Source organism: Pseudomonas sp. CGJS7 (genome assembly GCF_036961695.1).
Genome location: NZ_JBAMDI010000002.1, coordinates 245,726 through 262,982 on the forward strand (window position 1 = coordinate 245,726; position 17,257 = coordinate 262,982).

Genomic DNA, 17,257 nt, shown 5'->3' on the forward strand with positions numbered 1-17,257 from the left:
CCGGAAATGATCCCTGACCGATCGCCCCCCTCCGTGTGCAAAGCCGCGAAATGAAATGATTTTTTTTGAGAGCAGAAAATGGCCGGGAGACGACCCACACCGACGGAGCTGAAGCTTGTCAGAGGGAATCCCGGTAAGCGCCCGATCAACAAGAACGAGCCTCAGCCAGCTAAGCGCATTCCCAGTGCCCCAGATCACTTGAGCTCGGATGGCCAGGTGGCGTGGGGGCGGCTCACTGTGCTGCTGGACCGCATGGGGGTGCTTACCGAAGCCGATGGCTTTGCGCTTGAGCGCCTCTGCGACTGCTACTCCGAAATCCTTGCCCTGCGTGAGGTGATTGATGCGCAGGGGCGGACTTACGAAACCACCAGCACCCAGGGCGAACTGGTGCTCAAGGCGAACCCGGCGGTGGCCATGTTGGCCGACGTAGACCGCCGCTTCAAAAGCTACCTGGTCGAATTCGGCCTGACACCGGCTGCGCGATCCAAGGTGCAAGTAAAAGACGATGAGCCAAAAGAAGACCAGTTCGCGGAGTTCTTCGGTTGACGACCCTGCGACGCAGTACGCCAGGGAGGTGCATTCCGGTGAGCGTGTCGCGGGGCCAGACATTCGCAATGCGTGCGCGCGCCATCTGCGGGATCTGGAGGAGGGACCGAAGCGCGGGCTGACCTGGGATTTGGCTGCGGCTAACAAAGCTATTCGCTTCTATCGCACCGTCCTCAAGTTGAACGGTGGGGAGTTTGAAGGGCTGCCGTTCGAGTTGTTGCCCTGGCAAAAATTCATTGTGGGCAGCATCTTCGGATGGAAGTCCAGTGACGGGTATCGCCGCTTCCGGGTCGTTTACGTCGAGAGCGGTAAGGGTTCGGGCAAATCGCCCCTGGCCGCCGGGGTGGGGCTGACCGGACTGATCGCGGACAACGAAGCACGCGCCGAGATCTACGCTGCCGCGACCAAAAAAGACCAGGCCATGATCCTGTTCCGTGATGCTGTGGCGATGGTGCAGCAATCGCCGGAGTTGACCAAGCGCCTGGTCTGCAGCGGCACAGGCCAGAACATCTGGAACTTGGCCTACCTCAAGTCAGGATCGTTTTTCAGACCGATCAGCTCGGATGATGGGCAGTCTGGTCCGCGTCCACACATGGCGCTGATCGACGAAGTGCACGAGCACAAGACCAACATGGTCGTGGAGATGATGCGCGCCGGTACCAAGAGCCGTAAGCAGGCGCTCATTTTCATGATCACCAACAGCGGCTCGAACAAGCGCGGCCCTTGCTGGGAATACCACGAGTACGGTTCCCGGGTTGCATCTGGGGCACTCAAAGATGACGGATTCTTCGCCTATATATGTTCGCTGGACGAGGGCGATGATCCGATTCAGGACGAAAGCTGCTGGTTCAAGTCGAACCCTTCGCTGCAGGATGCTGATCTTCCGGGCATGAAGTACTTGCGCGAACAGGTGACCGAAGCTCGGGGGATGCCGAGCAAGGAAGCCATGGTGCGGCGCCTCAACTTCTGCGAATGGACCGGTGCTGAGTCGCCATGGATCTCTTGGGATGTGTGGAGCCAGGCTGAAGAACGCGTACCGATGTCGCTGCTGCGCAATCGTCCCAGCGTTGGCGGACTGGACCTATCCAGTACCACGGACCTGACATCATTTGTACTGCTGTTCTATCCGACCTACGAGGATCCGCACTGGCGGCTGTTGCCGTATTTCTGGATTCCCGACCACGAACTCGACAAGCGCGAAGCCCGCGACAAAGTGCCTTACGCGGCGTGGATTAAATCGCGAGATCTAGAAACGACGCCAGGGCGTGCCATCAGCAAGCTGCATGTGTTGCGTCGGCTGCAGACCATCTGCGACTTCTTTCAGGTGGACAAGATCGCGTTTGACCGCTGGCGGATCGAGGACATGCGGCAACTGATGAGCGAGTACGACATCACATTGCCTGAACTCGTGGAGTTCGGGCAGGGCTTCAAGGATATGGGGCCGGCAGTGGACGAGTTTGAGCGGCGTCTGCTCGGCATGATCGAGCCGCAACCAGAGGAAGAGGGTGGTGCGGCAGAGTTCTTCGATGATGCGCTGCCGGCCGAGGCGGTGGAGTCTCTGCGGCACGATGGTAATCCAGTAATGACCTGGTGCGCCGGTAACGCCGTGATTGTTTCCGATCCGGCAAACAACCGAAAGGCCGACAAGGCTAAAGCAACGGGCCGAATTGACGGAATCATTGCCGCGATCATGGCGACAGGTATTAGCGGGGCAGTGTCTTCCGGCAGCAGCGGCAGTTCCATTTACGACGAAGGAGTTGGGGTTTGAACACCATTGCAATTGCTGCGTGGGTCGCCGGACTGCTTGGCTTCGGCCTGCTGGTCGCCGGCATCGCCCTGATCCATGTGCCCGCTGCGCTCATTTCTGCTGGACTGGGCCTGATCGGCTGGGCCTGGCTGGCCGATAAAGCTGCAGCTCGACTACCCCTCAAACCCAGCTCAGATGGAGGCTGATTATGTTCTTCAGCAATCTTCTCGGTGGCAATGAAGGGCTGGTTTCGGATGGCGGCGGGGGCTTCTGGCGGGGCTTGATCGGTTCTGGTCGTTCGGCAGCAGGGGTGACGGTTACGCCGGATACGGCGCTGGCCATCACCGTCTTGCAAACTTGCGTCACCTTGCTGGCGGAGAGCGTGGGTCAGTTGCCGCTTGAGTTGTATCGCCGACTTGGTAATGGCAAGCGCGAGTCGGCTACTGCCCATCCGCTCTATGATGTTCTGCGTTATCAGCCAAACCCTTGGCAAACTCCTTATGAGTACCGAGAATCCGGCCAGCTCGCCCTGGGGCTGCGGGGGAACTGCTACAGCTTCATCGAGCGCAACGACGACGGCTCGGTGAAGGCCCTATATCCGCTGCGGAACGACAAGGTGGTGGTGCTCAAGGGGGGCGACTTACGTCCTGTCTACCGTGTTGGTGGGCACGATCCGTTGCCCATGCGGCTGATACATCATGTGCGCTGGCACACGAAGAATCACTACACCGGCCTGTCTCCCGTCGAGTTGCATGCCGATGCCGTCGGCCTGGCGCAGGCGGTGAGGCAGTACGCGGGCAAGTCATTTGCCAACGGCACTGCGGTGAGTGGTGTCATTGAGCGCCCGAAAGAGGCACCGCCGATCAAGGAGCAGTCCAGTATTGACCGCATCCTCGATCAGTGGGGCAACAAGTTCTCAGGTATCGACAACGCGAAAAAGGTCGCGATGTTACAGGAAGGCATGACCTTCAAGGCGGTGTCGATGAACAACGTCGACGCCGAGCTGCTGGGCATCCTCAAGGCCACCGGGCTCGACATCGCTCGGATCTACAAGATTCCGCCGCACATGATTAACGAACTGGAGAAGGCCAGTTACAACAGCCTTGAACAGCTGCTGATCCAGTACGTGATATTCGCCTTGATGCCCTGGGTGAAGCGCCACGAGCAGGCCATGATGCGCGACTTCCTGCTGCCGTCGGAACGGCGGGATTACTTCATCGAGTTCAACCTGTCTGGCCTGCTGCGTGGTGACCAGAAAAGTCGCTACGACGCCTATGCAATTGGCAGGCAGTGGGGGTGGCTGTCGATCAACGACATCCGGCGCCTGGAAAACATGCCGCCCGTTGCCAACGGCGACAGCTATCTGCAGCCGCTCAACATGACCGACGTGGCCAACGGCCTGCCCGATATGAATAACCCAAACGTCCGCGCCCAGCTGGAACAGCAGCGTGACGACATCCTGAGGATGCTTGCCGCATGAAACGACATTTGCGCGCTGCCAGCTTGCTGTTCAATCAGCCGCTACTGACGACACCCGACATGCTGGACCTGGCAGTGCGCTGGGCCAATCAGACGATGAGCCTGAACATCGTCAACCTGAACATGGGCGGGGCTGCAGCCAACCCATCGATGTTCTATGACGACGATGACTACCAGGCCGAGCAGGACCGCCGTGAAGAGCAACGGCGCGCCGCCATTGCCCAGACCGGTATCGAAGTGATCCCCGTTCATGGCGTGCTTGTTAGCCGCGGTAGCCACTTGAACGCCTGCGAGACCATGACCAGCTACGAAGGTCTGCGAGCAGCCCTGAATAAGGCGATTGCTGACCCCATGGTCGAGCACATTGTGCTCGACATTGACAGCCCAGGCGGCAGCGCGGTCGGCGCCTTCGAACTGGCGGCCGACATTCGCGCGGCAACCAAGATCAAGCCAATCACCGGCCTGGTCAACTTCATGGCGTACTCCGGGGGCTACCTGATTGCGTCTGCTTGCACCGAGGTCGTGGTAAGCCTGACCTCCGGCGTGGGCTCCATCGGGGTAGTGGCCAGCCACATGGACCGCTCGAAGATGATCGAAGGCATGGGGGTAAAGGTCACGACAGTATTTGCCGGCGCGCACAAGAATGACCTGAGTCCGAACGAACCCATTACCGAGCAATCTCTGCAGGTGCTGAACGAAGTTGTGCAGGAGAGCTATCAGCTGTTCACGACCCACGTGGCCGATTACCGAGGCCGCGACGTTGCCGAGATCATCTCCACCGAGGCCGCTTGCTATCGAGGCTCGGCAGCCATCGCCATTGGTCTGGCTGACCGGCTCGAATCGCCGCAGCTTGCGGTAGACAACCTCTCGCGTGCGCTCGCCCTTAGTCGCGCGCAGCGCCAAGGCACACAGCCACAACAGCGCATCGGCGTGAGGGCTTCGGCCTTCGCCATTCAGTCTCAACTCTGACCGCGTTCGCGGCAGTGACCACGACCGCCTAACGGCGGTTTTTTTATGCCCAGGAGGCAGTATGTCCCTCGTAACTCAACTGCGTAGCGAACGCGCCACCATTAATGGTCAGATCCAGGCCCTGGCCCAGCTGGAGGCCGCCGGTACCGCACTCAGCGCAGAACAGCTCTCCCAGTTCGAGCAGCTCAGCACCCAGTTCAATCAGCTGACGGAGAAGCTTGCGCGCGCCGAGGCGGCCGAGCGTATGGCGACCGCGAGTGCGGTTCCCGTGAACGAAGGCGCTCAAGGCCTGAACGGCCCGCCCGGCAGTATCAGCGGTCCATTTGCAGCGAAGCCGGTGCCGGGTGCCAACATGGCGCAGATGGTCCGCGTGCTGGCCGCTTCCCGCGGCGATCAACAGGCAGCCGCGAAGTTGGCCGCCGACTCGGGCTACAACCCTGAAATCGCCATGGCGCTTAGCACCGTGACGCCAGGCGCCGGCGGGGTGCTGGTGCCGCAGAGTTTCTCCAGCGAAGTCATCGAGCTGCTCCGGCCAAAGTCGGTGGTTCGCAAGCTCGGGGCGGTTTCGCTGCCACTAGAAAATGGCAACCTCACTGTTCCGCGCATCAAGGGCGGTGCGGTGGTGGGGTACATCGGTACTGAGGAGGATATGCCTGCCACCGATATGCAGTTCGATGACCTCAAATTGTCGTCGAAGAAGCTGGCGGCTCTGGTTCCGATCAGCAATGACCTGCTGGGGTACTCGGGTTCCAACCCGAACGTGGATCGCCTGGTAGTGAATGATCTCACCGCCTCGGTAGCCCTGGCAGAAGACCTGTCCTTCCTGCGCGGTGCTGGTACCGGCAACCTGCCCAAGGGCCTGCGTTTTTGGGCGCCGGCCTTCAACGTGTTCGCAGCGCCGGCAGCTGTAACCCTGGAAGCAGTTGAGTTGGCGCTGTCCGCCCTGATTCTGCGCTTGGAGAACGCCAACTCCAACATGACCTCACCGGGGTTTGTCATGGCGCCCCGTACCAAGCGCTGGCTGGCTGCGCTGCGTGATGGCAACGGGAACAAGGCTTACCCGGAGCTGGATCAGAACATGCTGAAGGGCTTCCCGGTCGGCTCGACTACTCAGATCCCCATCAACCTGGGGGCCGAGGGCGATGCTTCGGAGATCCACTTCGCGGACTTTGCCGACTGCTTCATCGGTGAAGACGATGCCATGGTCATCGATTTCAGCAAGGAAGCCACCTACAAAGACGGCAGCGGCAACGTGATCAGTGCATTCCAACGCGATCAGACCCTCGTCCGCGTAATCGCCAAGCACGACTTCGGGCCGCGCCACGTTGAATCGGTAGCAGTGATGACCGGTGTCAAATGGGGTAGCACCCTGTAACGCAGTACGCCCGGTCCGCCGGGCACTCCTTTCCAAATTCCAGGAGCACCTCATGACCAAAGTAATTGTTACTTTTGACAAAAACTGGCGCGGCTATGCCGCTGGCGAAACGGCTGGCTTCGAATCGAATGTAGCCGAAGGGCTCATTGAGGCTGGCTATGCCAGCGAAGCGGGCAAGCAGGCGAAGAAAGGCAAACCCAACAATGGCTCCGCTGCCGCGCCAGGCAAAGATAATGGTGGCGACGCTACCGGCGCTGCGGGTAAGTCTGATGACTCAGCGGACTCTGACGGCAAGCCTTGATCATGGCACGCCGCATCGCTTACACGGGGGCGCCCGTGCTGACATTGGAGCAGGTGGCCTTTCAGTGCCGCGCTGAGCCAGAAGATCTGCAGCCCGAGCTGATCAATCAGATCATCATCCCAGGCGTTACAGCACAGGGGGAGTCGAGGACGGGCGCGGCAATACGAGAGGCGCTCTACGAAGAAGATTGGCCGGCGCACTATCCCTCAGGTCGTCCTCTGGATGTCGGTCAGGCGGTCGCTATCGAATCCGTCATGCTGCTCGGCGCTGCCAGCTCACCGGTGGAGTTCACCGGCGTGGTTGAGCTCATTCAGGGTAGCAAGGAAAGCTACCTGGAGTTTCCCGGTGGCCGACCAGAAGGGCGCCTGCGCATTCGCTACCGTGCAGGCGTTGACCTCCAGGCGCACCCTGGAGTTGTGAGCTGGCTGCTGATGGCTGCCGAAACGGCATTCGCCCAACGCGGGCTGTTGATTGTTGGCCAAACGCTGGCCGAAGTTCCTTCCGGCTTTGTCGACCACTTACTGGCGGATATCACTGTTCCGCCGAGATTCTGAACATGGCTAGCTCGATAGGCACACGCGAGCCGGAATCCGGCGAGCTGGACCGGCGCATCACTATTCGGCTGCGCGAAGATCTGCCTGTTGAGGACGCAGATCTGGATGCGGTATTCACTCAGCCTCGCCACCGCTGGGCCAAGATCCGCGCCGTCGGCACAGCGGTCTACACCGACAGTGTCCAAACGGACGACACCATCACACATCGGATGTGGGTTCGACTGCTGGGCGGCGTCACGACCTCGCATGAGGTGGTGGCGGGCGGCGTGATCTACCGCGTCAAGCGCTGCGCCCCCTGGGGGGCAGGGAAGCGCTTCACCCTGATCGAAGTTGAAGAACTCGGTCAGCAGCAGGCAGGAGGAGGGCTCTATGGCTAACTCGGCTTCCGTCGACGGCTACTTGCACATCGAGGGCTTCGACCAGTTCGGGCGTGAGATCTTTGACAAGAAACAGATCAGGAAAGGGATGCGCAAGGCTGGCCGACTGGTCAGCCGCCGTGCCCAGCTGAACCTGGCCTTGGCCCGTGGACAAGACAACTACCCGGTCAGCCGAACCGGCAGGACCGTCGAGTCGATCACGTTCAAGGTCTCCCGGGCTGGTTTTCTGGTGAAGATTGCGCCGCGAAAGACCTCGTCCATGAAGGACTACTACCCGACCTACCTGCATTACGGCGTGAAGCAAGGGTCTCGCGTTCGTGGGCTCACATCCGGCAAGCGTCGCGGTAAGGGCGAACGTGCCGCAGCTCTCGCAGAGCGGGCCGCAAGCGGATGGCGCATCGCGCCACGGGCGAACTACATGGAAGACGCCCTGCAGGACGAAAAAGACCAGGTCCAGTCGATCCTCAAAGCAGCCTTCGCCGCCGCGTTGCGCTGACCAGCAGGCCCTCCGGGCCGGTAAGCCAGTATGAAAATCTCCCCCGTGATCGCGCACTTGCGCGAGTACTGCCCGAGCCTGGCTGACAGGATTTCGGGCGGCATCGACCTCGACGCCGTTAGCTCGTCCACGCTGCTGAAGAACCCCTCGGCCTATGTGATAGCCGCTGATGACAAAGCCGGCGAGAACAAGGCGCAGAACGCGGTTACTCAGGATATCGAGGATCGCTTTGAGGTGGTGTTCGCCATGGACACCAAGGACGAGCGCGGCCAGCAGGCCGCCGACTTGCTGCACGACTTTCGCAAAGAGCTGTGGCGGGCCTTGGTCGGCTGGCGACCTGGTGACGAGTACGACCCCATCGTCTACGACGGCGGCGGATTGGTGCTGATCAACCGTGCACGGGTGGTCTACCGCTTCAGTTTCTCGGCTGGCTTCCAGCTGGGTCGCAACCGCGGCAGTGAGCCCGCTGAAACCTGGCACGAGTTCGAGCTTGATGGCCTCCCGCCGCTGAAGGGCATCGACTTCAGCCTGGACAGCCTGGACCCGAAAGACCCCAACCACACCTCGCCTGGGCCAGATGGTCGGGTCGACGTGCGCTTTTCCACCGAACTACCACAAGGGTAACCCCATGACTCAAATCACCGTGTATCCGGTAGACGGGCGCGTCACGCCCGATCCGGCCATGGGCGATACGGTGCCGGCCGAAGGGCGCACCGTGGAACTCGATATCTACTGGCAGCGCCGCCTGAACGATGGCGACGTGACCGACGAGAAACCCGCCAAGGCGAAGGCCAAGGCCGCCACCGGGAGCGCTGAATAATGTCCGTCAGTTTCAACAGCATTCCCAGCGACCTCAAGGTGCCGCTGTTCTATGCCGAGGTCGACAACAGCCAGGCCAACACGGCCACCAGCGCAATGCCGCGGCTGATCGTCGGCCAGGTCAACGATGACGCCGTGGCCACGGAAATCGGCAAGCTGACGCTGGTTCCCAGCCTGAGCCTGGCCAAGAGCATCGGCGGCGTCGGCTCAATGCTGGCCGAGATGTACGACACCTGGCGGGCCATCGACCCGGCCGGCGAGGTGTGGTGTCTGCCCGTGAAGGCCACCGGCACCAAGGCCGCCGGCAAGGTGACCGTCACGGGCACTGCCACTGCCGGGGGCCAGATCAACCTGTACGTCGCCGGGCAGCGCGTGCGGGCCACCATCAGCAACGGCGCCACGGCAGCGGCGACCGCCACGGCCATTGCGGCAGCGGTCAACGCGGCCGGCCTGTCGGTGTCGGCCGTGGCAGCGACGGGCGAAGTCACCCTGACCTGCCGTTGGGCGGGCCTGAGTGGCAACGACATTCAGCTGCAGCTCAATCGCCAAGGACGCGCCAACGGCGAAGTTACCCCGGCCGGCCTGACCGTGACCGTAACGGCGATGGCCGGCGGCGTGGGTACGCCTGACCTGGCCGGCGCGATTGCGGTGCTGGGTGATGAGCCGTTTGAGTTCCTGTGCGGGCCGTGGGCCGATGCCACCTCGCTGGATGCCTGGAAGTCGCTGATGAACGACAGCAGCGGCCGTTGGAGCTGGTCGCGGCAGCTGTATGGCCACGTCTACACCGGTCTGCGCGGCACGCTGGGCGAACTGGTGGCCTTGGGCGACACCCGCAACGATGCCCATGTCACCGTGTACGGCTTCGAGAAGTCGTGCCCGGACCCGGTATGGCGGCAGGTGGCGGCCTACACGGCACGGCAGGCGGTGTTTATCTCGGCCGACCCGGCGCGACCGACGCAAACCGGTGAGCTGAATGGCATTACCCCGGCGCCGGCCGGTGAGCGCTTCATGCTGACCGAGCGCCAATCGCTGCTGAGCCATGGCATTGCCACGGCCTTCGCGCAAAGTGGCACCCAGCGCATAGAGCGCGCCGTGACCACCTACCAGAAGAACGAGTACGGGCAGACCGACAACTCGTATCTGGACAGCGAGACGCTGCACCAGTCGGCCTACATCATCCGTTTCCTCAAGGGCCGGATTACCAGCAAGTACGGGCGGCACAAGCTGGCCAACGACGGCACACGCTTTGGCGCCGGTCAGGCCATCGTCACCCCGGCGGTGATCCGTGCCGAAATGATCGCCGGGTACTTCATCCTTGAGCAGATGGGCATCGTGGAAAACGCCGACGCCTTCGCCAAGTACCTGGTAGTTGAGCGTTCGACCACCGACCCGACCCGCGTCAACGTGCTGTACCCGCCGGACCTGGTGAACCAGCTGCGGGTGTTCGCCCTGCAGTACCAGTTCCGCCTGCAGTATCAGGTGTAAGTCAAACCGATCCACCAAAGCCCGCATCGTTGCGGGCTTTTTTGTAGGAGACGCCCATGGGCAAGAAAGTCGCGGGCACCGTTTACATCAAGGTAGACGGCACCCAGGTCACCGTGACGGGCGGGGTTGAAGTCCCGCTGAGTGACAGAAAGCGTGAAACCGTCGCACCGGGCTACTTCAAGGAAGAAGACCTGCCGGGCTATGTGGTGGCCACTGTGGTCGCTGACCCGGATCTGCCAATCGCGCAACTGATGGCAGCGACCGACGCCACCGTCACCGCCGAGCTTGGTAATGGCTGGGTCTACGTGCTGTCCGGCGCGTACATCGTGGAAGAACCGGCCGCCAAGGGCGATGACGGCACCATTGATTTCCGTTGGGAAGGCACCAAGGGGGTGTGGCAATGAAGGAAATAATTCCGCTGTCTGAACCGATTCAGGCACATGGCGAGGAAGTGATTCAGTTGGAACTGCGCCGGCCCACTGGCGTTGAAATTCGCCAGATCAAGGGGCTGCCCTACAAGATGGACAAGGACGAATCGATCACCTTGGACATGGACGTGGCGGCCAAATACATCGCTGTATGCGGTCAAATTCCACCGTCGTCGGTAAACCTGCTGGCCCCGTACGACCTGAACAACGCTGCTTGGGCGGTGGCCGGTTTTTTCTTGACGCCGGCATCAGCGAAATCGAAAGCGTCATTACCGTCATCTACGACCTCGCCTGGTTCTGGAAGTCCGACCCCGAACACGTAATGGCACGACCGTTGGACTTGATCTTGGAGTCCGTCATGCACAGTCAGCGCATAGCGGAAACGCTGAGGGGGGAAGATGGCTGACAAGTTTCAGCTCAAGGCGCTGATCACCGGTGTCGACAAGCTGTCACCGACCTTGGCTGGGGTGCGAAAGAACATTGCCGCGTTCCGCAAGAATCTGGAAAGCACAGGCCTCGGCAAGATCGGCTGGAGTGATATTGCCACTGGCGGGGCCATGGCGGCCCCGTTCATTGCCGGCGCGCGCGCGGCCATCGACTTTGAGTCGCAGATGGCCGATGTGCGCAAGGTGGTCGACTTCGATACGCCTGACCAGTTCAAGAAGATGGGCGACGACATTGGCCGGATGTCTGATCGTTTGCCCATGGCTGCGACGGACATTGCCAAGATTGTCGCGGCCGGTGGGCAGTCGGGCATCGCCCGGGACGAGCTGCTGGGCTTTGCCGACGCGGCGGTCAAGATGGGCATTGCCTTCGATCAGACCGCCGATGAATCCGGCGACATGATGGCCAAGTGGCGCACTGCGTTTCGCATGAATCAGGCTGAGGTGATCGGCCTGGCTGACCGCATCAACTACCTCGGCAACACCGGCCCGGCCAACACCAAGCAAATCTCCGCCATCGTCACCGAGGTGGGCGCGCTGGGTGAGGTGGCCGGCATGTCGTCGGCGCAGATCGCCGCCATCGGCGCGACCATGGCCGGTGTTGGCGTCAAGCAGGACGTGGCGGCTACCGGCATCAAGAACTTCATGTTGGCCATGACCAAGGGCACGGCGGCCACCAAGGGCCAGGCGCAGGCATTCAAGTCGCTGCGGCTGGACTCCAAGACGGTGGCCGAGAACATGCAGAAGGATGCGCAGGGCACCACCCTGGACCTGCTCAAGCGCATTGGCCAGATTGACGCGGCCAAGCGGCCGGCGCTGCTGGCCGAGATGTTCGGCACCGAGTCCATTGGGGCCATCACCCCGCTGCTGACCAACCTGGAGTTGCTGCGCGATAACTTGGAAAAGGTCAGTGACGCGCAGAAATACGCCGGTTCCATGGAGAAGGAGTATGCGTCGCGGGCCGCAACCACGGCGTTCAACCTGCAGCGGCTGCGTAACAACGTGATGAGCGTGGCTCGGGAAGTGGGTAGCGCCTTGCTGCCGGGCATTAACGCTGTGGTTGACCAGCTGCGCCCCTGGATCTTGCAGGTGGCAGAACTGGTGCGCGACAACCCTAACCTGGTGCGCGGCATCGTCATCGCCGGTGCGGCGTTCACCGCGCTGCGCGCGGCCGTATTCGCCGCCACGGTGGCCACCCGCTTGCTGGGCGTGGCCTTTGCGGCAACGCCAATCGGCCTCATCGCCGTGGGCATCGCGGCGGCGGCTGGGCTGATCGTCGCCAACTGGGAGAAGGTCGGGCCATTCTTCTCGGCGCTGTGGGAGCTGATCAAGGCGGCTGCGGTGCCGGTCATGGACATGATGAAGACCTTTTTTGAATGGACGCCATTGGGTCAAATCATCAAGAACTGGTCACCCATCAGCGCCTGGTTCAAGGGGCTGTGGGAGGACATCAGGCCCTACGTTGAGCCGTTGTTGAAGTTCATGGGTATTGAGGACGGCGGGCCGGGCATCACTGCCAAGGTGACGCAAATGGCCGAAGCGCAGAAGCGCCGCAATGCGGGTGAAGGTGGCGGCACGGGTGAGTTTCTGGTGGCCAATGCCGGCGTAAAGGTAAGGGCCGCCCGGGAGCTTCGCGCCCAGCAGTTCGGCGTCACGCCCGGGGCACTGCTGCAGGCGCCCGGCGCTATGCCTGAGCCCGGATCGTTGCTGCGGCAGTCTTCGGCTGCGGCTGGCAAGACCCAGCTGAACGGCGAGTTGCGTGTGTTGTTTGAAGGCGCACCGCCGGGCACCCGGCTGGTAGGGGTCAAGAGCAGCCAGCCGGGCGTTACCGTAACGCCGCAGAACGTCGGCCGCCGTACCATGGGAGGCACCAATGAGTGAATGGCGTGACTTGCGCCGCGAGGCGTCGTTTCGCGGCGTGCCCTTCTGGGTCGACAGCGACAGTGTGCCGGTCGGCCGGCGCACCCAGCTGCATGAGTACCCGAAGCGTGATCAACCCATGGTCGAGGACATGGGGCGGCAGACGCGGGAGTACAAGTTTGAAGGCTTTGTGGCCGGCAGCGACTTCATTGGCCAGCGTGACCGCCTGCTGGACGCGCTGGACAAGCCGGGGCCGGGCGAGCTGGTACACCCCTGGTTCGGTCGGCTGACCGTCACGGCCGGCAAGTGTGAAATCTCCCATTCCCGCAATGAGCTGGGCATGGTGCGGTTCAACCTGACGTTCATCGACGGCATGCTGACCTTCCCGGTGCAGACGGTGAATACCCGCCGGCAGCTGGTGGCCCATGTGCCGGGCTTGCTGGAAAAGATCAAGGCCCGCTTTGACGCGGTGATGGCCAAGGTCAACTGGGCGCGGCAGCAGGTCAACAAGGTGCGCCGGGCTATTTCCAGTGCCTATGCCTTCGCGATCAACTTCCTCAAGCCGCTGACGACACTGGTGGGCGATGTGGGGGCGTTCGTGCAGTCGGTGATCAATGCCCCTGACGCCTTGTCGGCCAGCCTGCTGAGCGACGTGGCGAGCGTTGAACGCTGGTTCAGTGGTTACGGGGCCAGTGGCTCGCTGCATGCGTCCAAGAGCAAGGCTGAGGCCATCGTGGCGTTGTCCACCGAACGTCCGGCGACGAGTGACCCTGACATTGCCCTGATCCAGTCCGCAGTCATTGGCCTGGTGCAGGACGCGGCCGTGGTCGACCTGTTGTTGGACATGGCCGAAGTGCCGGTGGCCAGCGTGCAGAGCGTCGCGCAACCGGCCGCCTTGAGCGTACAGCTGGAGCAGCAAGGGGCAACGGTCGAGGCCGGTGGCATGACTGACACGGGGGTGCCGGTCGCGGATGACATTATCGCGGCCAGAGACGCCATCAGTGAGGCGATGTGGGTGGTAGCCGGGGAAAGTACCCCGGAGCACTTCGGCGCGTTCAGCGACGCCCGTTTGGCCTTGGATCGCCACCTGACCCAAGTGGCGCGCAGCGGGGTATGGCTGCGGCCGTATCAGCCACGGCTCACGGTGTCATCGCTGGTACTGGCCCACCGTTTGTACGGCGATGCCTTACGTGGCACCGAAATCGTTTCGCGCAATGCGATTCGTCACCCGGGCTTTGTGCCCGCCGTAGAACTGCAAGTCGCCAAGAGTTAAGCCATGGAGCCAGATAATACCGTCACCCTGAGCGTTGGCGGGCACGACTACGCCGGCTGGAAAGACGTCAGCATCAGTGCCGGGCTGGAGCGCCAAGCGCGTGACTTCACCGTGTCGATCACCTGGGAATGGCCGGGTGGCGTCGATACGCCGGTGCGGATACGCCAGGGTGAAGAAGTCGAAGTGCGCATTGGCCAGGACCTGTTGCTGACCGGCTACGTGTTCAGCACGCCGATCAGCTATGACGCCCGGACCATCACCCTAAGCATTGTCGGGCGCTCGAAAACCGCCGACCTGGTGGACTGCGCGGCAATCAACTCGCCGGGCCAGTGGCGCGGTCAGAGCGTGCAGAAAATCGTGGAAGCCCTGGCCGGCGAATACGGCATCAAGGTGGTCAACGAGGCCACGGCCACGCTTGGCCTGGATGACCACACCATCGAGCCCGGCGAAACCGCGTTCGAGAGCATCGACCGCCTGCTGACGCTTTCCCGGCTGTTCAGTACGGACGATGGCCGGGGTCGGCTGGTGATTGCCAATCCCGGGGCGGCCGGGCGAGCCGTAGACGCGCTGGAGCTGGGTAAGAACATCCTCACTGGTGACACCGCCCTGGACTTTTCCAACGTGTTTTCCGAGTACATCAGCCGGGGGCAGCGCAGCGGTACTGACGACACGTTCGGGGCGGCGGTCTCTGAGGTCGAGGCGCGGTTAGGCGATGACCGGGTGACCCGCCGGCGGGTGAAGGTGATCAGCCAGTCGGGCCAGCTGACCGAGAAGATGGCCCGCGACCGGGTGCAGTGGGAGCGGGCCAATGCCCTGAGCAAGGCCTTGACGCTCAATTACACCGTGCAGGGTTGGCGGCAGAGCAGCGGCGAGCTGTGGCGGCACAACATGATCGTGCGGGTGATCGACCCGCTGATTGGCCTGGAGCGCGACATGCTGATCAGCGAAATCAGTTACGAGCTGGGCGAGCCGGGCACCTTCACGAAAATGACCGTGGCCCCGCCGGATGGCTTCCTGCCTGAGCCGAACGATGCCTACGAGAGCCGCAAGCTCAAGAAGGGCAAGAAAACCGACAACTTCGAATACCTCATTCCAGCGGACTACAAGCCATGAGAAACCCCTTAGCGAGCGTGCTGGCTCGCGGCGTGGTCGTGCTGGCCAACTCGGCGCGCAAGCTGCAGGCCCTGCAGCTGCGCATCACGGCCGGCGAGGTGAAAGACGACATCGAGCATCTGGAGCCCTACGGCTTCACCGCTTGCCCCCTGCCCGGCGCCGAGGCGCTGGCCGGCTTCTTCGGTGACCGCAGCCATGGCGTGGTGATCATGGTGGCCGACCGGCGCTTTCGCCTGCAGGGCCTGCAGCCCGGCGAGGTGGCGTTGTACACCGACGAGGGCGACAGCCTGGTGTTCAGGCGCGGCCGGGTGATCGAGGTCGACACCCTGACGCTCAAGGTCAAGGCCGGCGAATTGGTCGACTTTGACACGCCGTTAATCCGTACCACCGGGCGCATCGAGTCGGCCGGCGATCAGGTGGCCGGCGGTATCAGCCAGATCGAGCACGTCCACGACGGCGTGCTGAGCGGCGAGGGCAGCACCAACAAGCCGGTAGGGGGTGCGCCATGACGCGTGAAGACCTGCTGCGCCGCGCGGTGACCATCAGCCTGTTCACCTGGCGGCGGGCTGCAGCTGACGACCCGGTGGACGACGCCGACCGGCAGGGCTGGTGGGCCGACTGTGCGCCGACGGTGACAGGCGATCAGATCGGTTCCCGGCTGTGGTTGTTGCGGCGCCGCACCATCACCCCGGACACCCTCAAGGACGCCCGCGACTACGCCGAAGAGGCGCTGCGCTGGCTGACAGACGATGAAATCGTGACCGCCGTTACGGTCACGGTCGAGCGGCAAGGCATCGAGCGGGTCAACCTGCAGGTGGTGCTGACCGAGGCCAACGGCGAAACCTTGAAACTGGTGTTTGAGGACATTTGGAGCTTGATCAATGGCGTATGAAATCCCCACGTTGCCTGCCCTGATCGCCCGCACCGAAGCCGATTTTGAGCGTAATGCCCCGGATGCCCTGCGCCGGTCAGACGCCAAGGTGGCGGCACGGGCGCTCAGTGGTACCGCCTTTGAGCTGTATGGCTACCTGAAATGGATTGCCCTGCAGTCCAGCCCGGCCACCTGTGGTGACGAAATGCTGCGGCGCTGGGCGCAGTGGCGACTGGAAGGCGGCCCCAACGATGCCACGGCCGCCAAGGGCAGTGCGGTGGTGACCGGCTCCAATGGCGCCCTGGTCGACGTTGGCGTGGTGTACCAGTCCAGCGATGGGCGCCGGTATGTGGTGACCGAAACCGCCGTGATCGTCGGCGGTACCGCCACCCTCAAGCTGGCGGCAGAGGCCGTTGGGGCCTCGGGCAACATCGAGGCCGGCAGCCTCACGGCCGTCAGGCCGGTGCTGGGCGTCAACGCGACGGCCGTTATCAGTAACGGCGGGATCGTCGGCGGCACCGATCAGGAGGAAACCGAGCCGCTGCGGGCACGGGTCCAGGCGGCCTTCAAGAACCCCAGCAAGGTCGGCAACGGTGACGACTTTGTGGAATGGGCGCTGGAGGTGCCGGGCGTCACCCGCGCGTGGGCGCTGCCCCGCTGGATGGGGCCGGGCACCTTCGGCCTGGCGTTCGTGCGTGACGGTGATCCCGACTTCATCCCCACGCAAGCTCAGGTGGACGAAATGCAGGCGCATCTGGAGAAGAAGCGCCCCGTCACGGCCGAGGTGTACGCACTGGCACCGGCCCGTCGCCCGATCAACTTCAACATGCGTCTGGTGCCTGACAGCACCGCCCTGCGCGAAGCGGTCAGCGCTGCACTGGCTGACCTGATTCTGGAAGAGGGCGGACCTGGGCAGGTGCTGCGGATTTCCCACATCCGCGCGGCCATCAGCAACACCCCCGCCGAAGAAGACTACGTAATGAGCCAGCCGGCCAGCGATGTGCTGTTGGCGGCCAATGAAGTCGGTGTGTTGGGGACGATGAGCTGGCTAAACACCCTGCTGCTTGAAGACGGCACCCAATTGGCGACCGAAAACGGCTTCGCTCTGCTCACGGAGTAAC

The 17,257-nt window shown here is 62.6% G+C and carries 21 protein-coding genes; all 21 read left to right on the top strand.

Annotated elements, in window-relative coordinates; translation table 11 throughout:
* Nucleotides 1-237: 237 nt before the first annotated feature.
* The 21 genes from V7787_RS02735 to V7787_RS02835 all read left to right on the top strand — a co-directional run bounded on the left by V7787_RS02735 (nt 238) and on the right by V7787_RS02835 (nt 17,256).
* Nucleotides 238-546, top strand: a complete 309-nt coding sequence (locus V7787_RS02735; RefSeq protein ID WP_336085407.1) for a phage terminase small subunit P27 family — start codon at nt 238-240, stop codon at nt 544-546.
* On the top strand, nt 506-2,314 hold the full coding sequence (locus V7787_RS02740; protein WP_336085409.1) for a terminase large subunit: 1,809 nt from the start codon (nt 506-508) through the stop codon (nt 2,312-2,314). Before V7787_RS02735 ends, V7787_RS02740 begins: the two co-directional genes overlap by 41 nt.
* Nucleotides 2,311-2,499, top strand: coding sequence for a hypothetical protein (locus tag V7787_RS02745; RefSeq protein WP_186680393.1), 189 nt, complete (start codon nt 2,311-2,313; stop codon nt 2,497-2,499). Before V7787_RS02740 ends, V7787_RS02745 begins: the two co-directional genes overlap by 4 nt.
* A 2-nt stretch (nt 2,500-2,501) precedes the next feature.
* Complete coding sequence (locus tag V7787_RS02750; RefSeq protein ID WP_336085413.1) at nt 2,502-3,773, top strand: phage portal protein; 1,272 nt, start codon at nt 2,502-2,504, stop codon at nt 3,771-3,773.
* 8 nt (nt 3,774-3,781) lie between these two features.
* Complete coding sequence (locus V7787_RS02755; protein ID WP_336085415.1) at nt 3,782-4,741, top strand: S49 family peptidase; 960 nt, start codon at nt 3,782-3,784, stop codon at nt 4,739-4,741.
* Nucleotides 4,742-4,802: 61 nt separating this feature from the next.
* On the top strand, nt 4,803-6,116 hold the full coding sequence (locus tag V7787_RS02760; RefSeq protein WP_336085416.1) for a phage major capsid protein: 1,314 nt from the start codon (nt 4,803-4,805) through the stop codon (nt 6,114-6,116).
* 52 nt (nt 6,117-6,168) lie between these two features.
* The gene (locus V7787_RS02765) at nt 6,169-6,417 is read left to right on the top strand and encodes a hypothetical protein (RefSeq protein ID WP_336085417.1); all 249 of its coding nucleotides are present in this window, start codon (nt 6,169-6,171) and stop codon (nt 6,415-6,417) included.
* Nucleotides 6,418-6,419: 2 nt separating this feature from the next.
* A complete protein-coding gene (locus V7787_RS02770; RefSeq protein ID WP_336085418.1) occupies nt 6,420-6,971 on the top strand; it encodes a hypothetical protein in 552 nt (183 codons plus the stop codon).
* A gap of 2 nt (nt 6,972-6,973) precedes the next feature.
* Complete coding sequence (locus V7787_RS02775; RefSeq protein WP_336085419.1) at nt 6,974-7,348, top strand: head-tail adaptor protein; 375 nt, start codon at nt 6,974-6,976, stop codon at nt 7,346-7,348.
* On the top strand, nt 7,341-7,844 hold the full coding sequence (locus tag V7787_RS02780) for a hypothetical protein (protein ID WP_336085420.1): 504 nt from the start codon (nt 7,341-7,343) through the stop codon (nt 7,842-7,844). Before V7787_RS02775 ends, V7787_RS02780 begins: the two co-directional genes overlap by 8 nt.
* A gap of 30 nt (nt 7,845-7,874) precedes the next feature.
* Nucleotides 7,875-8,468: a phage tail terminator protein gene (locus tag V7787_RS02785; protein ID WP_186680411.1), complete on the top strand. Its 594-nt coding sequence runs from the start codon at nt 7,875-7,877 to the stop codon at nt 8,466-8,468.
* 4 nt (nt 8,469-8,472) lie between these two features.
* Nucleotides 8,473-8,664, top strand: a complete 192-nt coding sequence (locus V7787_RS02790; protein ID WP_336085422.1) for a DUF2635 domain-containing protein — start codon at nt 8,473-8,475, stop codon at nt 8,662-8,664.
* Nucleotides 8,664-10,148 carry a phage tail sheath subtilisin-like domain-containing protein gene (locus V7787_RS02795; protein ID WP_336085424.1) on the top strand — a complete coding sequence of 495 codons (1,485 nt, stop codon included), beginning with the start codon at nt 8,664-8,666 and terminating at the stop codon, nt 10,146-10,148. The genes V7787_RS02790 and V7787_RS02795 overlap by 1 nt, the downstream gene beginning before the upstream one ends.
* A 56-nt stretch (nt 10,149-10,204) precedes the next feature.
* Nucleotides 10,205-10,552 (top strand): phage tail tube protein, encoded by a 348-nt coding sequence (locus V7787_RS02800; RefSeq protein ID WP_336085427.1) that lies wholly within the window; start codon nt 10,205-10,207, stop codon nt 10,550-10,552.
* Nucleotides 10,549-10,899, top strand: a complete 351-nt coding sequence (locus tag V7787_RS02805) for a phage tail assembly protein (RefSeq protein ID WP_336085429.1) — start codon at nt 10,549-10,551, stop codon at nt 10,897-10,899. The genes V7787_RS02800 and V7787_RS02805 overlap by 4 nt, the downstream gene beginning before the upstream one ends.
* 75 nt (nt 10,900-10,974) lie before the next feature.
* Nucleotides 10,975-12,900 (top strand): phage tail tape measure protein, encoded by a 1,926-nt coding sequence (locus V7787_RS02810; RefSeq protein WP_336085431.1) that lies wholly within the window; start codon nt 10,975-10,977, stop codon nt 12,898-12,900.
* Nucleotides 12,893-14,152, top strand: coding sequence for a DNA circularization protein (locus V7787_RS02815; RefSeq protein ID WP_336085433.1), 1,260 nt, complete (start codon nt 12,893-12,895; stop codon nt 14,150-14,152). The genes V7787_RS02810 and V7787_RS02815 overlap by 8 nt, the downstream gene beginning before the upstream one ends.
* A gap of 3 nt (nt 14,153-14,155) precedes the next feature.
* Complete coding sequence (locus tag V7787_RS02820) at nt 14,156-15,265, top strand: phage baseplate assembly protein (protein WP_336085435.1); 1,110 nt, start codon at nt 14,156-14,158, stop codon at nt 15,263-15,265.
* Nucleotides 15,262-15,774 (top strand): phage baseplate assembly protein V, encoded by a 513-nt coding sequence (locus tag V7787_RS02825; RefSeq protein WP_336085437.1) that lies wholly within the window; start codon nt 15,262-15,264, stop codon nt 15,772-15,774. The genes V7787_RS02820 and V7787_RS02825 overlap by 4 nt, the downstream gene beginning before the upstream one ends.
* Nucleotides 15,771-16,157, top strand: coding sequence for a phage GP46 family protein (locus V7787_RS02830; RefSeq protein ID WP_336085439.1), 387 nt, complete (start codon nt 15,771-15,773; stop codon nt 16,155-16,157). The genes V7787_RS02825 and V7787_RS02830 overlap by 4 nt, the downstream gene beginning before the upstream one ends.
* A complete protein-coding gene (locus V7787_RS02835; protein ID WP_336085441.1) occupies nt 16,147-17,256 on the top strand; it encodes a baseplate J/gp47 family protein in 1,110 nt (369 codons plus the stop codon). The genes V7787_RS02830 and V7787_RS02835 overlap by 11 nt, the downstream gene beginning before the upstream one ends.
* Nucleotide 17,257: the final 1 nt, after the last annotated feature.